This window comes from Glutamicibacter sp. AOP5-A2-18 (assembly GCF_052446055.1).
Lineage (GTDB): Bacteria > Actinomycetota > Actinomycetes > Actinomycetales > Micrococcaceae > Glutamicibacter.
The window spans coordinates 334,983-353,881 of the sequence record NZ_JBQSVW010000001.1; the positions used below are offsets into that span (position 1 = coordinate 334,983).

Here is an 18,899-nt window from a genome sequence, read left to right on the forward strand (position 1 = left end):
AAAGAGCGGATGTCCAAATCTCAACGCCAGCCGTCTCGCAGGAGAAACTCTCGGCGGGAGACCTGTATGAAGTCGGCCATTCGGCATCTTTGCCATGTCTTAGATGCCAGTGGCTTATTGCCTATTGGCGTCAATTTCACGCACATGAACGCGAACAAGATCTTCGATCAGGCGGCTGGACAGGGGTGAATCCGGCGTGAATAGGATCGCGTGTTCGGTGGTCTTGAAGTCCTGGAGCTGGTCCCGGAGTTCCTCGATCGCCCATGACGAGGGGTAGAAACTCATGTGCTTTTTGGACGCGGTGAAGAACACCAGCGCTCGGTTTTTGTACTTGAGCGTCGGCATCCCATAACTAAGGGTCTCTTCGGTGTCCGGCACGAGTTGTTTGACCAGCGTGCGGATCTGTTCAAGTTCTGCTTTGTAGGCGGGGTTCAGCGCATTGAGATACTCTTCGACATTCTTCGCTTTTTCACCCATGGCACGAGTGTAGCGTTGGGCATCGTCCCGCCTCGTCCGGGCGCGGGTTCCCTTTTCATCTAAGCCGACTGTATTGGTCTCCGAAACCATCTGCACTGTATGGCGGTGTCCATAAAAGGAACCAACTTTTGAATGCCAGTGGCTTGGCCTGCGCATTTCAGCCACGGTCATTTATCGTCTTCAACGTATCCGGTGTCGTATTTCGACCAATCTTGATCGTCGGACCCCGGGAGTAGTCGATGGTAGGGGAGACGGAATGTATTTGCCCAGTCATCCGGCCTGTCATCCCATGCTTCGATCAGCCATTTAGGCGGCTTGGCATTAAAACTGATGAGGGCATCGTTGGCCTGTAAATCCCAAATGGATGCGGTTGGATCCATGGTCCGAATTCCTTCTAATCCCACGAAGCGAAACGGCTGGATTTGTGAGGCCTGGACGAGGCCCTGCAACGAACTCACCGTCGTGAAGTTCACGATCATCGGCCATCTGTCTTGTGGTGGAAGAACCTCGATTTTCCCCGATTGGACGATTTCAAACTCCGTCACGTTCCCAAGTTGGCCCCAGTCCGAATGATCGGATGCGCTTTTCACCCCTCGAAGTTGCACTTGGATATGCGATTCGGACAAATCATTGAGCATGTCAAGGCTTCCGCCGTCCACTTCCAGATTTCTGAGTCGTGGCGAAGCAATGAGCTCTTCCGTTACTCCAGCGGAATAGGGCATAAGTACGCGGGTCAGGTTTAGGGGCTTGGTCGGGGGAGCCGAGGAAGGCAGGATCTTTTGGCAGCGATGAATCAACAGATGTACGAGGTGGGGCATGGACTCGATCCCGGTGAGGTCCACATTGCCTTCAACATCGATTCCAACCGCCTGGATGTCTGGATCCACTGCGGCCAATTCTTCCGCGAACAAACCCGACTCAGGTAGTTGTGTGATGTTGGCAAATTTGAGCCGCTCGCGGTGACCTTCAATCAAGTTAACGTTATGGGATTGAGTGCTCCACGTCAGTCCAGAAGCTGTCGTGTGATTCGCCGCCATTGTTGCCTCGATTGTTATGCCTGTGATGTCTCGGTCTGGAAAGGATACAGCCAACCGTGGCTGACAATTCGAGGATAGCTTCGCGATGCCACTTACCTTGTGTCCCAAACAGGATCCTTAAGCGAGGCAGGATTTAGGTTGCTGAAATAATCGGGCCAGCAGGTCTACGAAGCCAAACCGTTATGAAGCCTTCTTCCATGTGTTCCTCTAAATCGAGTTTGAATCACGCCGTTCATGAAATGTTTGAGCGGCTGAATTCCCTTTCACGAATTCGATCCTTACATCGCGGTCTGGGCCAATGGCAGCAAAAGCTACGTCCATCAGAGCTTGGCGTGTAGGAGGGCCATTGCAGAAAGAATCTATTGCGGAGTTATGACTACTTGCACATATGCAATCGTTGTGTCAGAGTTTCTTCACCAAAGATAAAAGAAGGGTGTTTGAACTTGGGCGACAAAACTGAATCATTGGTAATTCCTCGCCCACCACGGCGAGTCATAAACACCTCCGACTGGCTCTTCCTGCTTGCCACACCAGTGATCATGTACTTGGGTGGAATAGCCTCTGCGACTGGCAATGCGAGCGGCTTGATATTGGTTGGTTTTGCGGGGTTGGCGGTAATCACGCTTCGTACGGCCAGAGTGGGCCGACGGAATGAACCGCGTGTATCAAGATGGTCTGGCCCAGGAGCGATCATTGTTGCTGTGTTTAGTTTTGTCTGGTCATGGAGCCTTTATAAGCAACCCCTAGCAGGGGTTGCGGAGCAGTTTGTGTGGCCACTTTTGCCGGTAGTGCTCTACGGAGTCCTCATCCTCGTGATGTTCGTACCACGACGGGTGCGGTAAGCACTATGGACCTTCAGCGTGCACTTTTTTCCCCTCCTCGTTTCAAGACCATGGGGTTCCTGATACAGGTAGAAAAATCGGATTACCCCTCGATTCAGGAGTTCACCGGCCTATCCTTACCGGATGTCTCGCGTGCGGTTGGCTTTCTGGATGAACACGATCTAGTTCATGTGAGCAAAGAGCGTAACGGTCGCTACCCGGTAACCGTTGTAAGTGCATCTGAAGCAGGCAGAGCAGAGTTTCGTTTGCTTCTCAAAGAGCTCAAGAAATATGGTTCAGGCTCGGTATGACCGAGCCTGAACCAATATGCCGTTTTTCTCTCCTGCGTTAGTCGCGCGAGCAGAGGATGGCGCTGACGTCGAGTCAACACAACTCAGCTAGAAATGAGTCTTCAGCGCTAGCCGCGGCAGTGCTACCAGACCATCAGGCTGTTCCTGTTGCCGGACTTGTACCTGCGGTGTTCGTCGACAAATGCGATAGCGGCCGTACAGAGTACGGATCACAGAGCTTTTTGCAGCGTGTTGAAGAGGACCATATCCGGGTCGTGGCAGGAACAATATGAGTCATGGAACCGGAATGGAGCACTCGCATTACATGGGCTAACTTACCCGAGCACGTGCGACTTGGTATCGAGCAGATCTTGGGATCATCTGTCGTGGAATCTATCGGTCAGCAGGGAGGCTTTTCGCCTGGAACTGCCGACAGAGTGCGAACAGCATCCGGACGCACGGCCTTCGTTAAAGCGGTGAATTCGTCTTTGAACGAAGTATCACCGGTGATCCATCGAAAAGAAGCCGCAATTACTGCTGCTCTACCACTAGAGCTACCAGCGGCCTCACTGATCGGAACATTCGATGACGGTGACTGGATAGCGTTAATCCTCTCAGATGTGGAAGGCAGCCACCCTCACGTACCTTGGCGAACCAATGAGCTGACTCTGGTGCTTGATGCGCTGCTGGATCTGACAAGGACTGCTGTTCCTGAAGGACTGGAGCACCTGCCGAAACTTTCGCAGGAGTTGAGCGTCGATTTTGGAGGGTGGGCGCGAGTCCGCGCCGACCTCCCGGAATCCTGTGACCCGAGGATTCGTGCAAACCTCGATCGCTTGGAACACCTAGCAGAGCATGGGCTGTCGACTCTGGATGGCGATTCGCTGGTTCACACCGACGTCCGAGCCGACAACGTTTTGATCACCCGCGACAATGGAGCCATTCTCGTGGACTGGCCTTGGGCGTGCATCGGTGCGCATTGGTTCGATGCGCTCACGGTCCTCGTCAATGTACGTGTGTTTGACCCCTCCTTTGACGTGGAGTCAGTGGTGCAATCGCACCCAGTATTTGCCACAACTAATGCGAGCAGTGTTGATGGTGTCCTCGCAGGACTTGGCGCATATTTCGTTGACGTTGCCCGTCGGCCTGCGCCACTGGGCCTGCCGACTCTTCGAGTTTTCCAGCAACAGCAGGGCGAGGCTGTTATGGGTTGGCTTCGACAGCGTCTGCCCGAGAACAGCTAGGGTTCATCAGTCGAGAAGGTATTCGCCAAAGACACTGAAGGCGAGCAATGTTCGAAGGACTTTGAACTGACTCAGGGGTATAGACATGGCGCTTGGCAAGTGGAATCCCAAGCGAGCAGCTAGAAGCCGATGACCGTATCGATCTGCACCTTGGCGCCGAGTGGAAGGGCAGCTACCTGGATCGTTGTTCTGACAGGGTACGGCTCAACCAGATGCTTAGCGTAAGCGGCATTGATGGTTCCGAAATCCTTGTAGTCGGTGAGATAGATCGTTGTTCTTAGGAGATTCGAAAAGTCCAGATTAAGCTCTTCCAGCAGTGTCGCTAGATTCCGCATCATTGCCTCGCACTGTTCGGCAACGTCGTCGGAAACGAGTGAGCCATCATCTGTTCGTTGACCAATGATTCCGGCAGTGTAGCCGGTGTCGTCGTGTCGAACGAAGTGCGAAAACGGGGCAGTGGACTGATGAAGGCTGGGGCTGAAATGGTACTCAGGCATCAGGTATGCGCATTTCTTCCGGAGAGAGGCGTGGGTTATAGAACGCCTACAACACTAGGCAGTTGCCTTGAAGCAATCGCAAAGTGTTACGACATCTGGCTCTTAGATGCACCGGTGTCAACCTTGACTCGGGATCTAGCCGACTAGCGATTCGGGTCTTGTCGTGTTTTTCGGGCAAAGGTATGGCTCGAAAGGAAAACTGGAAGCGATCCTTTAGGTCGGTGTAGCCGTCGCTAGGATAATTTCTCTTTGTATTCATCTCAGCTCAAGGAAGCGGCTGAATTAGTCATGAACACTGAATTCCATGACTAATATTTCGCGTCGAAATTTGCTGACCGGCGCCTTGGGCGCAGGAGCCCTAGGCCTCGTTGACCCCACCGGTGCCGCTCTGGCCTCTAGTAGCCCACGCTTGGTCCGTTCACGTTTGGGACTCACCAGTGGTTTCTCCATGGGTGACGTTTCCACCAATAGCGCAGTACTCTGGGCCCGCAGTTCTGCTGAAGGCCGACTGCGCGCACAGTTGCGTGCCGTGGATGAAACCGGACAGATCATTCGCGGTCGGGGATCCTTCGCCCGCACCCTAAGAGGTGCCCAGGCTACCGAGGCGAGCGACTACACTGCAAAAATCAGTGCTGCCCATCTGCCAGCTGGAACACGCTTCTCGGTAAGCATCGGTTTTGAAGATGAGAACGGAACCGTAGGTGAGACCGAACAGGGCTGGTTTAGCACCGCACCATCCCTCAACGGCCGCCGCAACCATGAGGCTGCCCGAGCACAAAGCTTCGTTTGGTCGGGCGACACCGCCGGTCAGGGCTGGGGCATCAATGAGGAAATTGGCGGCATGCGTGCCTACGCCGCGATGCACGCCACCAAGCCTGACTTCTTTGTGCACAGTGGTGACACGATCTACGCTGACGGCCCGATCTTTGCAGAGGTTAAAGAAGCCGATGGCCAGATTTGGCGCAACCTAGTGACTGAAGAAGTTTCCAAGGTTGCCGAAACTTTGGCCGAATACCGTGGGCGCCACCGCTACAACATGATGGACGCTAACGTCCGGGCGATGTATGCACAAGTCCCTGTCATCGCTCAGTGGGATGACCACGAAACGCACAACAACTGGTGGCCGGGGGAGACCATCACTGATGAGCGTTACACCGTGCGTGATATCAATACCTTGGCATCCCGAGGACGCCAAGCGTGGCAGGAATATCAGCCTATCGCTGATCCTCGTGCGTTGCGCGGTGGCACCGGTTTTGAAGCTGCACGAATTTACCGCAAGATTTCCCGCGGTCCGGCCTTGGACTTATTCGCATTGGATATGCGCACCTTCAAGTCAGAGAACACCGACGGCATGGAGTCAAAGGAAACTGCGATCCTCGGTGAAGAACAGCTGAGCTGGTTGGTCGACGGGCTAAGCCAGTCTAGGGCCACTTGGAAAGTCATCCTCAATGATCTGCCTCTGGGCATCATCGTTCCTGACGGCAAGGCACAAGAATCCATTGCTAACGCTGATCACGGTGCCCCGTTGGGTCGAGAACTGGAATTGGCGCGACTGCTCAAAGCCATTAAAGACCGTGGCATTAAGAACGTCGTCTTCCTGACCGCGGATGTGCACTACTGCGCGGCACACCACTACTCGCCCGAGCGAGCAGCGTTCAGCGATTTCAACGAGTTCTGGGAATTTGTTGCCGGCCCGGTTAACGCCGGTTCCTTCGGCCCTAACAAGATGGACGGAACTTTTGGGCCGAAGGTGGACTTCGCTCTGGCCGGTACCGTCGCTAACCAGTCACCTCGCGATGGCAAGGGCCAGTTCTTTGGACATGTTGATCTGGATGATCAAGACATGTTTACCGTTAGCCTGCGCAACGGGTTGGGCGAAACTGTCTACTCCAAAACTTTGGAACCAGCCAAGTAATCGAAATATCCGCTCAAAAGATCAGGCCGGTGTTCGCTGAAAATTCAGCAGAAACCGGCCTGATCTTGGGTAGAGCGGACTTAGCGTCCAGTGCCGCCGTAAACGGTAGCTTCTACGTCGGTATCCAAATCAAAAGCGGTATGGATGGCACGCACAGCGTCATTAAGCTTGTCAGCGTCGGTGACCACAGAGATGCGGATTTCTGAAGTGGAGATCATATCCACGTTCACGCCTGCGGTGTGCAGGGCTTCGAAGAAGGTGAAGGAGACACCTGGGTTCGAGCGCATGCCGGCACCGATCAGCGACAGCTTGCCGACCTCGTCGTTGTGCTCAATGTCTTCAAAACCGATCTCGCCCTGAGCGGTGGTGAGCGCGCCCAATACGTTCTTGGTTTCAGTCATTGGCAGGGTGAAGGAGATATCGGTCTTGCCCGAGCCGCGAGTCGAAATGTTCTGCACGATCATGTCGATATTGGCCTGAGCTGCGGCGATGACACCGAAAATCTGGGCTGCTTTGCCAGGGATATCTGGCACGCCGATAACGGTGACCTTGGCTTCGGAGTGGTCGTGGGCGACACCTGAGATGATTGGCTGTTCCAAGGGTTCTCCCTCTTGAATTTTGATTTTGTCGTCGGGGTTCGGGAGCACCCAAGTGCCCTCGTGAGTGCTGAATGAAGAACGCACATGCAGCGGCACACCAAAGCGTCGCGCGTACTCCACACAACGTAGGTGCAGAATCTTTGAGCCGCTAGCGGCCATTTCCAGCATTTCTTCGCTGGTGATTTTTTCAATCTTTTTAGCTGAGGCGACCACGCGTGGGTCAGCAGTGTAAATGCCGTCAACGTCGGTGTAGATTTCGCAGACGTCGGCGCCGAGGGCTGCAGCCAATGCCACTGCGGTGGTATCAGAACCACCGCGACCCATGGTGGTGATGTTGTTGGATTCCTTGCTCATGCCTTGGAAGCCAGCAACAATCGCGATGAAGCCGCGGTCAATGGCCTTACGCACACGCTGTGGAGAGACCTCCATGATGCGTGCTTTACCGTGGGATGAGTCAGTAATCAGACCGGCCTGGGATCCGGTGAAGGAAGCAGCTTGCTCACCAAACTGGTTGATGGCCATAGCGAGCAAAGACATCGAGATGCGTTCTCCGGCGGAGAGCAGCATGTCCATTTCACGTGCTGGTGCATCATCGGTGAGCTGACCCGCCAGATCCAGCAGGTCGTCGGTGGTGTCACCCATCGCGGAGACGACAACTACGACATCGTGACCCTGGGACTTGGTTTCAATAATTCGACGCGCCACACGCTTGATGCCGTCGGCATCCGATACGGACGAACCGCCAAATTTTTGAACAATTAGGCCCATGGGCACTCACTCCACCTGTTTGAAAGCTATGTCTCGGCGTTGGTGCTGCACGGGTAGAAACGTTCAGGTTTCTAGTCCATGGCACAGCGCAAGACATCTACCAAATAAATATTGTGTCAGTTGCAGGCCAAGTTCACCTACTTGTGACGGTAAACATTGGTCATATTGCCTAGAAACTTTCACAGCTGTTGTTGAAAATCGCTGACTACTTCTTGAATTCGCCCAATATTTGTCGCCAAAAGCTCTTCCAATCCGACAACTGATCTGGTGTCTTAGCCTTAGTAACGTTAATGGCAATCGAGGATTTGTCCCCTTTGAGCCCAATGTCTACTTGGGTCTTGGTGCCGTCGGAAAAACTCGCACGCCAGTAACGCCAGCGTTCGGAGCTACTGGTGCGGGCGGGGTCGCTGAGAGCTTGGGAATTGAATTTGTCTAAGTGTGCAATGGTAGATTCCCACTTGGCCAGTGCAGCGTCCAAATCGGCATCGGTGGTGGTGCTGACCGAACCTTGGAAGGTTCCATCTTGGGCCTGTCCAGGTAGACGCCGTCCAATTTGCTGCTCGTAGGCTACTGCTACGGACTGCGCCCACCAGCCTGAGTTCTGCACTGTTTCGGACATGTGAGCGTAAGCGAGCTCGGCAATTTCCTTATGTGTCAGTGCGCTTGCGTTCTTCGACTCCAGCGTTGCGCTCCACTGTTCCCACGAGGTGCCGGTGGCATTGGCGATGGCGCCGGTATTGCTGCTCTTGATTCCCATAGCTGAAGTTTAGGCATGGCCAGTTGCTTCGGACCAGAAAAGACTCGGGCACCACGGGATTTATCCCGTGGTGCCCGAGTCTTCGCACCGATCTTGTTGACGAAGCAGGCTTGCAGCTAGATTGTCTGAATCTCCGAGTTCAACCTACCCAGAAGATCAACCAACGTATCCAAGTCCGCATCTTCCCAGTTGGTCATACGTGAGCGAAGTTCTCCTCGCCATTGCTCAAAGCCGCTACGCCAACGACTTTTTGCGTGCTCCGTTGGTAGCAAGTCGAAGGCCCTGCGGTCCTCGGCATTGACTTCACGAACAATCAGATCAAGTTGCTCCAGCTTGGAAACCATCCGAGACAGCGTGGCCTTATCGATCAACAGCTTTTCGCAGATCTCGGATTGGGCGATGCGCTCAGTGCGCAAAATAAGTCCGAGTACCGGCAAATATCCCGGGGTCAGCTGACCATGGAGGCGGACCGCTAGTTCACGTTTAAAACGCGAGGTGAGGGCAATCAAGGAAAACAATTCCTGTTCGGCCTTCGAATAGCGGTCGGTGCGCTCCTGGCTACAGACTGCGTCATCCGTTCTAGTGGTATCCATGGGAATACTCCTAGCTATCGGCTGACTTCTGCGCTGACTGCGAGGTTGCGCTGTGTGCCGCAACAGCTTCCTTTGTCTCAGCCTCGCGCTCAGCGTTATTGCTGGTGCCGGTGGAACTAGCTCCAAGAACGGCGGCCTCGGCTTCAACTTCCTGCAGACGCTCGGAAGCGTTCTGAGTGGTTAGTGACTGATTAGGGATCAGGCATACGGCGACAACAACGAGCAAGGACAGCGGAGCTGCGAAGGTGAACAGTGAAGGCACTGCATCACCATAGATGGATTCGAAGATCACTCGTACCGGCTCTGGCAGGGTGGAGACCGTTGGCAGGTTGCCCGAGGAGAGAACCTCTGCCACGGCCTTGCCCTTTTCGCCGAGCGATCCGATGGCCTGCATCAAATCTGCCTGGCGATCAGCGATCATGTCCGGGATGGTGGCTGCCAAGATGGCACCCAAACCTGCGGTACCTGCGGTGCCGCCCAAGGTGCGGAAGAAGTTCACCGAGGAAGAAGCAACACCCAGTTCCTTGATGTCCACCGAGTTCTGCACTACCAGCACCATGTTCTGCATGACCAGACCCATACCGGCGCCAAGGATGAACATGAAGGAAGCAACTACCGCGTAGTTGGTGTCGTAGTGGATGGTTCCCAGCAGGAACAGTCCAATGACGATGAGTACCGAACCGGTGACTACCAGTGCTTTCCACTTACCGGTGCGCGAGATGATTGCGCCACCGATGGTTGAGATCACCAGCAGGCCGCCCATCAGTGGGAAGGTCATCAATCCGGCCATGGTGGCTGATGCGCCACGAGCCATGATCATGTACTGGCTGAGGAACACCGAGGTGCCGAACATTGAGACGCCAACAGCCAACGAGGCAATGACAGCGAAGGTGAAGGTGCGGTTCTTGAACAGGGACATGTTCAACAGTGGTTCTGAAGACTTGATTTCAACAATGATGAATGAAGCAATCAGAACGATCGCGCCAAGGACCATCAGGAAGCTGGTGGTAGAAGCCCACTCAAATTCGGAGCCGCCCAGCGACATCCAGATCAAGAGCAAGGAAACGCCGCCGGAGAGCAACACGATGCCCCAGTAGTCGATCTTGACCTTGCGCTTGGCAACAGCTGGCAGGTGCAGGGTGCGCTGAATCAGGATGATTGCAGCGATGGCAAATGGTAGGGCGATAAAGAAGTTCCAGCGCCAGTTGATGGTGTCAGTGACAAAGCCACCGATCAATGGTCCGCCGACGGTACCGATGGCCATCACTGCGCCGAACAGGCCCATGTACTTGCCACGTTCGCGTGGGGAGAGGAAGTCGGCCATGACAATCTGTGCCAGGGCGCCAACGCCACCACCGGCAAGACCCTGGATGACACGCATGGAAATCAGGAAGGCAGTGTCCTGCGAGAAGCCGGCAGCCGCTGATGCGAGAACGAAGATTGCCAGCGAGATCTGCAGCAACAGCTTACGGTTGCCGAGGTCAGCGTGCTTTCCCCAGATAGGGGTAGAGATAGTAGTTGCCAGCAAGGTGGCGGTTACTACCCAGGTGTAGGAAGTTTGGCTGCCGTGCAAATCGGAAACGATTACCGGCAGTGAACTGGAAACGACGGTATTAGCCAAGATCGAGACGAACATGCCCATGAGAATGCCGGTGAGGGCGGTGAGAATTTCTCGGTGCGTCATCTTTACCTTGACGACCGGTGCGGTTTCGGTCATTAAAGCTCCAAAGAAAAAAGGGTCGGCCATAAGAGCCGATTGGTTGATTTATATCAACCATACGCCGATAGTTGATAATTCTCAACTAAGCGTGTTCCATCGCACACCTATGTATTGACCGTCGGCTGAAACTAATAAACCCCGCCGTTCCCGCGAGCTGCGGGTGGGCGAGGTTCACTAGGCGAAGCCTTGATTAGTTACCGGCTACGGTGGTCATCCATCGGTGGAACTACCGGGTGTGACGGGCGCGAAGCTTCATCGGCGGGAGCCTGATCCGGGTTAACCGCGCGGAACAACCGGGGTTCTGCGCTCGAAGAAGCGGGTGCTTTGTCCTCTTCTGCTTCGTCGTTTCGCGCTGGAGCAGATGTAGGTGCATCGTTGCGTCGTGCTGCCGCAGAGTTTGACCCTGCGGTGCGTCGACCTTCAAAGGCACGAGCCAAGGTGACCTCATCGGCGTACTCCAAGTCGCCACCCACCGGAAGTCCGGAGGCCAGGCGAGTGATTCGAATGCCCAAAGGAGCCAGCGCGCGCACCAGATAAACTGCCGTGGCCTCGCCCTCAAGGTTCGGGTCGGTAGCCAGAATCAATTCGGTGATGGACTCATCGGCCAGGCGGGTGACCAATTCACGGATGTGTAGCTGTTCCGGGCCAATGCCAGCCAACGGATTAATCGAGCCACCAAGCACATGGTATTTGCCACCAAAGGCGCGGGTGCGCTCGATGGCCATGACGTCTTTGGATTCCTCGACGATGCAGATCTTGGTTCCGTCACGACGTTCATCACGACAAATTGCACATCGTTCTTGCTCGGAGATGTTAAAGCAGATCTCGCAGAACTTAACCTTTTCCTTGACCAGCTGGATGGAAGCGGCCAACCGGGTCATATCCTCAGAATCGGCATCAAGAATGTGGAAAGCAATGCGCTGAGCCGACTTTGGGCCGATGCCAGGTAAGCGACCGAGCTCGTCGATCAGTTCCTGTACAGCACCTTCGTACACGTGCGCCTTCTTTCTTGCCTTGCTTAGATCTAGTGGAAAACTTCCGTGTTACACCTTAGTGTCTCACCCCGACAGTTCGCCGTGGTGCGGGCTACAGGCTGCGCTTGATTTCCACAACATTGCCGTTAACGTCTCGCTGCTCAATGACCAAACCACCGAGCAACCGTTCCACGGCGGGAACACCGATGAGCGCTGAATCTTCGACCTGGATGTCGTCGTCGCTCGGGACGAACTCCTCAGGCTCTTGGATCACGGCGCGATTTGGTGCTGCGCTCGGACCGCCCCAACCGCTGGCGGCTTGAATTGGTGCCGACGCAGTGGGCGAATCCTTGGCCTGGTTCATCAGCTGCTGGTAGCGGCTCATGCGTTGTCCTGCGGCACTGGCTGGTGGCTCGCTCGGTGCAGCGGCTTGTTCCTGTGGCGTGCCCCAACTCGGGGCTGCTTCTGGAGCCGGTGCGGCGTGAACCGGCGCAGCTTGAACCGGCGCAGCTTGAACCGGGGTCGGTTGCTGTTCAACGGGTGCCGAGACAGGCGCAGGTGTAGCGACAGGAGCAGCGGTCGGCGCAGCAGCTGGTGCCGATGCCACAGGCGACTGACGCTCCGACTGCGACTGCGGAGCAGCGACAGGTTCTTGAACCTGCGGTGCTGGATCCGGCTCAGGGGTAGCCAAATTCTGGAACGACGCAGTTGTGCTCTGCGGATGCAGCGGCGTGGAAGAGACTGGGCGCGGAATATTGAGCGCTCCGCCCTCAGCTTCACGCGCGCTCATGCCTGCGGTCATGCGTGGTTTAGGCGCGACCGGGGGACCACCAAAACTGCGCGGAGCACTGGACTGTGGAGCAACAACCTCAGCACGCTGCGGCTGTTCGGTTACCACCTGGACAGGTGCTTCCGCTACCGGTTGAGAAGAATAATATGGATCATCCGGGTACGGAGGCTCATCCATAAAAGGCTCGTCGTAAGGCGGCGGAACGTCGTCATAGCTACTGGTGTAGCCATCGGCAGAGCCCGAACGCGGTGCAACTGGTTGCGGTGCCTGTATTGGGGCCGAAGGCGAAGCGCTCGGATCCGGCACAGGAGCGGCGGCCTGCGCACGTGCTGCGGCACGTGCGGCTACCCCAGCGGAAGTTACAGGCTTGTTGAACTTAGTTGGTGCTGGGATTTGCGCCGGGAGTGGCCGGCGCTCACCTTTTGGGGAACCACCACCGCCCGGGTTAGAGCCGCCCTCGGTAAGGACAATCTCTATTGGTGAACCAGCGACCTGGGACACCACACCGGTGAGGGTATTCATCAAATCTGGACGATTACGCAGATTCACAATCGGGCCTGTGTTGCTGAAGGCCAGCGTGAGCGTGCGACCATCAAAGCCAGCCACCGAACCATAGGTGGACACCATCGAATGGAGAACTCGCGAACTGCCCTGCAGCTGTTCCAGAATCATCGGCCAGGCCTGCTGGAACTTCTGCACGCCAGAACTTGTAGCCGGTTGCTGCGCCTGTGGAGCAGGTGCTTGCTGTTGCTGGGCTTGCTGTTGAGCTGCGCGTTCGGCAGCTTCACGCTCAGCTTGCTCACGTTGGGCCTGTTCGCGCGATGCAGTTTCTTGAGCTTCACGTTCAGCTTGTGCACGCTGAGCCTGTTCGCGTTGCGCCTGCTGCTCCTGCTGTTGCTGAGCCTGCTGGGCAGCCTGACGCTGCGCATCAATTTGAGCTTGAGAAGGCTGCTCAGTTTCAGCCGGTGCCGCTGGCTGTGTCGGTGCTTGAACCGGCTGCGCTACTGGCGCTTGCGGTGCCTGCGGTTGCTGTTGTGCCGGAGCTGCTGGTTGCTGAGTTCGGTTTGCCGCGGTGCGACGAGCAAATTCGGCCATGGCAGGGTTCTGCTTGACGTCATCAATAGAAATACCGGTGCCGAAGGACAAATCTTCGCCACTAGATGGGTCAGGAACCAAGCTGAATGGGGCAACACCCTCTGGACGTGCAGCCGGAACACTAGGACCAGGCTGAACTTCAGTGGTGACCGAACGACTATCGTCCTTTGGTCCCCAAGTTGCTCCCCAGTCCGCGGCTTCGCCGGTATTCAGCGAATCTGCGCCCGGATCCAGTGGTGCATTTGGATCTTCGTTTTCGACAGCTGGTGCCTCTGGCTCGCCCTGTGGTTCGGCAGGCTGTTCGTGCTGAACCGGCTGCTGAGCTGGTGCTGGAGCTGACGGCTGCTCTTGGACCTGCGCCACTGGCTGCTGGACCGGCTGAACTGGTTGCGTTGGCTGCTGGACCGGTTGCGCTGGTTGTTCCTCAGGTGCAGCGGGTGCTTCGCTGGCAGCAGGCATTGGGGCACCTTCACGGCGGGCCTTGGCTGCCGCTAGTGCTTCACGTACTGCGGCAGCACCCTGACGGGCGGCTACCGGATTAACTGGCGCGCCCAAGGAAGCAGCAGCTGTCGCTGCATCTCCTTCTTCAAGGGCCGGCAGTGGGCCGCCAGTCATTGCTTGGCGTTCGAGTCGATCCAAACGGGCTGCAAAAGCAGAATCAGAATTCTCTGAACCCGGCAGCATCAGACGAGCTGCCAGCAATTCCAGATGCAGCCGCGGCGAGGTCGCGCCGGTCATCTGGCTCAGAGCCTGATTGGTGACATCGGCCCAGCGCGAAAGCTCGCCGGCGCCAACCAACCCTGCCTGCAGATGTAATGCCTCAAGCTGATCTTCGGGGACTCCGCGCAAGATCTTTTCCAGACCTTCGGGCATTGCCTTGGCAATGATCAAGTCACGGAAGCGCTCAAGAATATCTTCAACAAATCGGCGTGGATCCAAACCAGTCTGGATAATGCGATCGATAGCGCCAAAGAGCCCGGCACCATCAGATTCGTGAAGCGACAGGGTGACTTCATCCAGCAAGGTGGAGTGCGTGTAGCCAAGCAACGCAATGGCAGTTTCGTAATCCAGTGTGCCTTCCCGAGCGCCAGCCATCAGCTGATCTAAAACGGAGAGGGTATCGCGGACTGAACCGCCACCGGCACGAATTACCAAGGGGAGTACACCCTCGGCTACTGCAACGTTTTCGCGTTCGCACAACACCTGCAGGTACGCCAACAGCGCCTCTGGTGGAACCAGACGGAATGGGTAGTGGTGGGTACGCGAACGGATGGTTCCGATAACTTTTTCAGGCTCGGTCGTCGCGAAGATGAACTTGATGTGAGCCGGTGGCTCTTCAACAATTTTCAGTAGCGCGTTGAAGCCTGCCGCGGTGACCATATGAGCCTCATCGATGATGAAGATTTTGTAGCGGTCACGGGTAGGAGCAAAAGTTGCACGTTCACGAAGGTCACGAGCATCATCCACACCACCATGGCTGGCAGCGTCGATTTCGATAACGTCTAGGGAACCTGGGCCGCCATTGGCTAGCTCCACACAGCTAGGGCACGTGCCACACGGAACGGGAGTCGGACCCTGTTCACAGTTCAGGCAACGAGCCAAGATGCGTGCCGAGGTGGTTTTGCCGCAACCGCGCGGGCCGGAGAAGAGGTACGCGTGATTCACACGGTTCTTTTCCAGAGCCGTCATCAGGGGAGCGGTAACGTGCTCTTGTCCGATGACGTCGCCAAACGTATCGGGACGATATCTGCGATATAGCGCTGTACTCACACCGGTTCCCTATCGGTTGCGTGATGCTCGGGGCATCAGCTGTTGGACGATATTTTCAGGTTCTACGATCCACGGTTCACGAGGCAAGTTCACCGGATCGAAAGCTTCTAGGGCCGCCTGCAAACTTGTGCTTGGCAAGCCCAACGACTCTAGCAAAATCGCCACAACATCGGCTGGATGTACCCCGTGTTCGGTGATCTCTTCGAGTGTTACTGCACCATCACGCTTGGCTAGGCGTTGGCCTTTGCTATTCAGTGCCAGCGGCACATGAACATAATCGGGAATTTCGTAGCCCAGCAGTGAGGCAAGATAGCCCTGACGCGGTGCCGAGGAGAGCAAATCATCACCGCGCACCACCTGGTCGATTCCACAGGCAGCGTCATCAATGACTACAGCCAAGTTGTAAGCCGGCGCCCCATCGTTACGGACCAAGACAAAGTCATCCACGGTGCCGCTGTAGTTACCTGCGAACTGATCATGAACAGAAAATTCGTTCACTTCAGCGCGCAGGCGCAGGGCTGCGGGACGGATTTTCGCCTTAGCTTCGCGTTCACTTTCGCTTAGGTTTCGGCAGGTGCCCGGATAAGCCCCGGGTGCGGCATGCGGTGCACTGCCGGCTTCGGCAATGTCCTTGCGTGAACAGAAGCATGGATAAACGAGATCTCGTTGTTTGAGCTGCTCAATGGCTGCAAAGTAAATCGGGAAGCGCTCGGATTGGCGCAGGAGGGGGCCATCAAAATTCAGTCCCAAAGCTTCAAGTTCAGAAATTTGGGTGGCTTCGGCACCGGAACGAACTCGGTCCAAGTCTTCAACGCGCAGTAGAAATTCGCGTTGTGTTGAGCGGGCAAAAAGCCAAGCGAGAATAGCAGTGCGTAAATTGCCAAGGTGGAGTGGCCCAGAAGGGCTAGGGGCGAAACGGCCAGCGCCCACGTGGACTCCATTCGACTTGCGTGAAAAAGTAAAGACCCCTCATGCACCTGCCAGAGCCCATCTACCCTTGCTACCTTCCGGTCCTGGGGGAGTTCAACAGGATGACACCACACGAGGGGTCACCCAAAATACTACCCGAGACTCGTGCCTGATAAAAATCGGTGAGCGTGCGCTTGCTCTCAGCTTTCAAGTGCAATGAAGAGCGCAGATTAAACGCATCTCAACTAGGTTGTTTTCACCCTGTTTCTTGATCTGGCGGATCAATCCAACCTAATACTCGGCGTACCCGATCGGTCAGTTGCATGGGAGGAAGCATCGGGGTCTGGTCCTTTTCAAAATCGAAATTCTGCACATTGGTGACACTGCCTGGCAGCTCAATGCAGATCACCCCGTGCGGAGAACGCCAATTCACCGAACCATCAGCCAAGTATGTGGCTTGCCAGCCCAAAGCGTGTTTAAACATCTGGTGCCGCTTGCACAGCAGATGGGTGTTGGTCCTAGAGGTATGTCCACCGGCAGCCCATGCCTCAATATGATCTATTTCTGAAGTCTCGGCTGGCCGATTACAGCCAGGGAACCGGCAACAGATGTCCCGGTTGCGCAAGAGGTCCCGCAAGGCCTTTGAAGGACGATACTTTTCTCGCCCAACATCAATCACAGCGCCGGACCACGGATCGGTGAGTACCTTCATGAATGACGGGGCGTCCTGAGCAATGCGCAGCGCGGTCCCAATAGGTATTGGTCCGTAGCCTTCTAAATCTGCCAGTGCACGCTTCGGGTTGGCCAACATCTCCAGTGCGGGGATCGTCACGGCGACTCGTGCCTTCAACGGCGTTCCCGGCGCGGCAGGCCAACCGTCGATCAGGGCATCACAAATAATGTCCAGTCTTCGTTGCTGTTCGGTTCGTTCATCATCCGGGTCATCATGCTGCGAGGCGTGCCAGTTGACGGTGTTGATGATGCTCAAGGCCTTTTCTGCAGGGAGGTGCAACTGTAGCGTCGACATTCCATTGGGCTCATGCCAGTAGATGACCTTGCGGTCCTGGACGCCCTTTTTGTGGCGCTCTTCAATGGGTTGAGGATGTAACCGTTCATGAATTTTTCGTGCCCTATGAGCCACTGCCGAATCAGCTGCGGTTCGCGCGATAGGCAAAAGCGTCTGTTGCATGTAGCGCACGTCTGCTGGTTCAAGATCTTGAGACTGCTTAACGATTTCCTGCGCGGTCCTGGTGGTGATCTCACCACAACTGAGTTCTTCAAGAGTCTCCGGGCATAAATGTCGCAGACCTTCAGCGATAAATAATCGATCTCTAATGTTGGCTTCGGATGCACGTATGGCTATGGACGCCTCGGCAACGAAGGAAGAACGCACTATCGCCTCATCGGAGGGATTCACGCTGTAGTACGCGGTGGCTTGCTCTTGAAATGGGTCTGGTGACGAATCAATGAGCGGCTCTTGGGTGCCTTGAGCAGATGCTGACTTCACGGCATGTTCAAACGAGTCAGCTAAGACGGCGGCTTCTGCAGCATCAAGCATGCTGCGTAATCGCGACATAGTCTTCAAGGCATCCAAACCTTGGGCCGCTGAAGAAACCGGCGGTTGTTCATAGAGCTGCCGGGCGGTGGCCGCAATTTGCGTGAAGAGATTATCTTGATCTAGATGCGCTGCCCACCGGCCGAAATCACCCGGAGTTGTCCGCGTTCCGGGAGGGCTAATGTGCAGGCGCCGAGGATCATCGGTGCTGTGAAATACCTCTCTTTTGCTCATAAATAGCAGTATCAATGCTTCTGTGGGTTGCAAAACGGGAAAGTTCCGAGCTGGGCATAACCCATAAAATCACCGGATTTCAGGGGAATGCGCCTTGGTTTCTTCGGGCGGATACGATGGGAGAGTGCCCGATTCGTTATTGGGCGAGAATTTAGATATGCTGGACTCTGCTCCACGGAGCAAACTGAGGAGGATTCGCCTAGCGGCCTATGGCGCACGCCTGGAACGCGTGTTGGGTTAACGCCCTCAGGGGTTCAAATCCCCTATCCTCCGCCAAATTTAATGTCTTGGTTCATCATGAAAATGATGAATCAGGACATTATTTTTTTGCCTATCAAGATCCCGTGAGCAGTTCCCGGTAGGATCCGAGACATCTATCAATCGATGAATGACTCGACGAGGCAGTAATCATGGCAAGCGTTTTGAGTGAGATTTCCATTGACTGCGCTAACCCGGTGCTCTTGGCTCGCTTCTGGAGTGAAGCGCTAGATTATCGAGTCTTTGAAGAAGAAGTCGGGCTGATCAGCATTGGTCCACAATCGCAAGAAGTGTTTCCCGTGATCTTGACCTTCGCTCAAGTCCCGGAAGCAAAAACCATCAAGAATCGATTGCACCTAGATGTGAGCCCGCGCGAGCTTGATCAGCAACAGGAAGTTGACCGGTTGCTGTCCCTAGGTGCTTCCTACGCCGATGTTGGTCAAGACGTAGACGTGAGCTGGGTAGTTCTTGCTGATCCTGAAGGTAATGAGTTTTGTGTGCTCGCCGGCAAGGATTATGTAGAAATAAAAAAGACCTGTTGATCTCAACTTCGAAAATCAATTTCGAGCTGAGACCAACAGGTCTTGTCTGTCTCT

General features: G+C 55.4%; 15 protein-coding genes, 1 tRNA gene and 1 other RNA gene. 5 read left to right on the forward strand and 12 right to left on the reverse strand.

Annotated elements, in window-relative coordinates; translation table 11 throughout:
• Positions 1-114: 114 nt before the first annotated feature.
• Together ACT3RW_RS01630 and ACT3RW_RS01635 are read right to left on the reverse strand one after the other, a co-directional pair.
• Positions 115-648 carry an iron chaperone gene (locus ACT3RW_RS01630; RefSeq protein ID WP_444612600.1) on the reverse strand — a complete coding sequence of 178 codons (534 nt, stop codon included), beginning with the start codon at positions 646-648 and terminating at the stop codon, positions 115-117.
• Positions 645-1,622, reverse strand: a complete 978-nt coding sequence (locus tag ACT3RW_RS01635; RefSeq protein ID WP_444612601.1) for a hypothetical protein — start codon at positions 1,620-1,622, stop codon at positions 645-647. Before ACT3RW_RS01635 ends, ACT3RW_RS01630 begins: the two co-directional genes overlap by 4 nt.
• A 661-nt stretch (positions 1,623-2,283) precedes the next feature.
• On the opposite strand from ACT3RW_RS01635, the gene ACT3RW_RS01640 reads away from it, so the two are divergent.
• Both ACT3RW_RS01640 and ACT3RW_RS01645 read left to right on the forward strand, forming a co-directional pair.
• Positions 2,284-2,646 carry a transcriptional regulator gene (locus tag ACT3RW_RS01640; RefSeq protein ID WP_444612602.1) on the forward strand — a complete coding sequence of 121 codons (363 nt, stop codon included), beginning with the start codon at positions 2,284-2,286 and terminating at the stop codon, positions 2,644-2,646.
• 275 nt (positions 2,647-2,921) lie between these two features.
• On the forward strand, positions 2,922-3,869 hold the full coding sequence (locus ACT3RW_RS01645; protein ID WP_444612603.1) for a phosphotransferase: 948 nt from the start codon (positions 2,922-2,924) through the stop codon (positions 3,867-3,869).
• Positions 3,870-3,988: 119 nt separating this feature from the next.
• Here the strand turns inward: ACT3RW_RS01645 and ACT3RW_RS01650 are convergent, their stop codons facing one another.
• Complete coding sequence (locus tag ACT3RW_RS01650; RefSeq protein WP_444612604.1) at positions 3,989-4,366, reverse strand: RidA family protein; 378 nt, start codon at positions 4,364-4,366, stop codon at positions 3,989-3,991.
• Between the two features lie 304 nt (positions 4,367-4,670).
• Here ACT3RW_RS01650 and ACT3RW_RS01655 point away from each other — a divergent pair, with 304 nt between their 5' ends.
• Positions 4,671-6,281 carry an alkaline phosphatase D family protein gene (locus ACT3RW_RS01655; protein WP_444612605.1) on the forward strand — a complete coding sequence of 537 codons (1,611 nt, stop codon included), beginning with the start codon at positions 4,671-4,673 and terminating at the stop codon, positions 6,279-6,281.
• Between the two features lie 80 nt (positions 6,282-6,361).
• Here the strand turns inward: ACT3RW_RS01655 and ACT3RW_RS01660 are convergent, their stop codons facing one another.
• From ACT3RW_RS01660 to ACT3RW_RS01700, 9 genes are all read right to left on the reverse strand, one after another.
• Entirely contained in the window at positions 6,362-7,648 is a 1,287-nt protein-coding gene (locus ACT3RW_RS01660; protein WP_131090535.1) for an aspartate kinase, read from the reverse strand.
• Between the two features lie 205 nt (positions 7,649-7,853).
• A complete protein-coding gene (locus ACT3RW_RS01665) occupies positions 7,854-8,405 on the reverse strand; it encodes a hypothetical protein (protein WP_444612606.1) in 552 nt (183 codons plus the stop codon).
• A gap of 116 nt (positions 8,406-8,521) precedes the next feature.
• Complete coding sequence (locus tag ACT3RW_RS01670; protein WP_444612607.1) at positions 8,522-8,998, reverse strand: MarR family winged helix-turn-helix transcriptional regulator; 477 nt, start codon at positions 8,996-8,998, stop codon at positions 8,522-8,524.
• Between the two features lie 10 nt (positions 8,999-9,008).
• Positions 9,009-10,715, reverse strand: coding sequence for an MFS transporter (locus tag ACT3RW_RS01675; protein WP_444612608.1), 1,707 nt, complete (start codon positions 10,713-10,715; stop codon positions 9,009-9,011).
• Between the two features lie 197 nt (positions 10,716-10,912).
• The gene (recR, locus tag ACT3RW_RS01680; RefSeq protein ID WP_131090531.1) at positions 10,913-11,713 is read right to left on the reverse strand and encodes a recombination mediator RecR; all 801 of its coding nucleotides are present in this window, start codon (positions 11,711-11,713) and stop codon (positions 10,913-10,915) included.
• 91 nt (positions 11,714-11,804) lie between these two features.
• On the reverse strand, positions 11,805-15,347 hold the full coding sequence (locus ACT3RW_RS01685; protein WP_444612609.1) for a DNA polymerase III subunit gamma and tau: 3,543 nt from the start codon (positions 15,345-15,347) through the stop codon (positions 11,805-11,807).
• A gap of 9 nt (positions 15,348-15,356) precedes the next feature.
• Positions 15,357-16,277, reverse strand: a complete 921-nt coding sequence (gene gluQRS, locus ACT3RW_RS01690; RefSeq protein ID WP_444612610.1) for a tRNA glutamyl-Q(34) synthetase GluQRS — start codon at positions 16,275-16,277, stop codon at positions 15,357-15,359.
• A 27-nt stretch (positions 16,278-16,304) separates the two neighbouring features.
• Positions 16,305-16,401: signal recognition particle sRNA small type (gene ffs, locus ACT3RW_RS01695), an RNA gene on the reverse strand.
• 111 nt (positions 16,402-16,512) lie between these two features.
• The gene (locus ACT3RW_RS01700) at positions 16,513-18,045 is read right to left on the reverse strand and encodes a DUF222 domain-containing protein (protein ID WP_444612611.1); all 1,533 of its coding nucleotides are present in this window, start codon (positions 18,043-18,045) and stop codon (positions 16,513-16,515) included.
• A gap of 188 nt (positions 18,046-18,233) precedes the next feature.
• Here ACT3RW_RS01700 and ACT3RW_RS01705 point away from each other — a divergent pair.
• Both ACT3RW_RS01705 and ACT3RW_RS01710 read left to right on the forward strand, forming a co-directional pair.
• Positions 18,234-18,321: transfer RNA gene (locus tag ACT3RW_RS01705), tRNA-Ser, on the forward strand.
• Between the two features lie 134 nt (positions 18,322-18,455).
• Positions 18,456-18,845, forward strand: coding sequence for a VOC family protein (locus tag ACT3RW_RS01710; protein WP_444612612.1), 390 nt, complete (start codon positions 18,456-18,458; stop codon positions 18,843-18,845).
• Positions 18,846-18,899 lie beyond the last annotated feature (54 nt).

Bases quoted from the DNA above. Each gene is read 5' to 3' on its own strand.
- ACT3RW_RS01630 (WP_444612600.1), bottom strand. From the start codon at position 648: ATGACCGTGGCTGAAATGCGCAGGCCAAGCCACTGGCATTCAAAAGTT.
- ACT3RW_RS01645 (WP_444612603.1), top strand. From the start codon at position 2,922: ATGGAACCGGAATGGAGCACTCGCATTACATGGGCTAACTTACCCGAG.
- ACT3RW_RS01650 (WP_444612604.1), bottom strand. From the start codon at position 4,366: ATGCCTGAGTACCATTTCAGCCCCAGCCTTCATCAGTCCACTGCCCCG.
- ACT3RW_RS01655 (WP_444612605.1), top strand. From the start codon at position 4,671: ATGACTAATATTTCGCGTCGAAATTTGCTGACCGGCGCCTTGGGCGCA.
- ACT3RW_RS01660 (WP_131090535.1), bottom strand. From the start codon at position 7,648: ATGGGCCTAATTGTTCAAAAATTTGGCGGTTCGTCCGTATCGGATGCC.
- ACT3RW_RS01665 (WP_444612606.1), bottom strand. From the start codon at position 8,405: ATGGGAATCAAGAGCAGCAATACCGGCGCCATCGCCAATGCCACCGGC.
- ACT3RW_RS01670 (WP_444612607.1), bottom strand. From the start codon at position 8,998: ATGGATACCACTAGAACGGATGACGCAGTCTGTAGCCAGGAGCGCACC.
- ACT3RW_RS01675 (WP_444612608.1), bottom strand. From the start codon at position 10,715: ATGACCGAAACCGCACCGGTCGTCAAGGTAAAGATGACGCACCGAGAA.
- ACT3RW_RS01700 (WP_444612611.1), bottom strand. From the start codon at position 18,045: ATGAGCAAAAGAGAGGTATTTCACAGCACCGATGATCCTCGGCGCCTG.
- ACT3RW_RS01710 (WP_444612612.1), top strand. From the start codon at position 18,456: ATGGCAAGCGTTTTGAGTGAGATTTCCATTGACTGCGCTAACCCGGTG.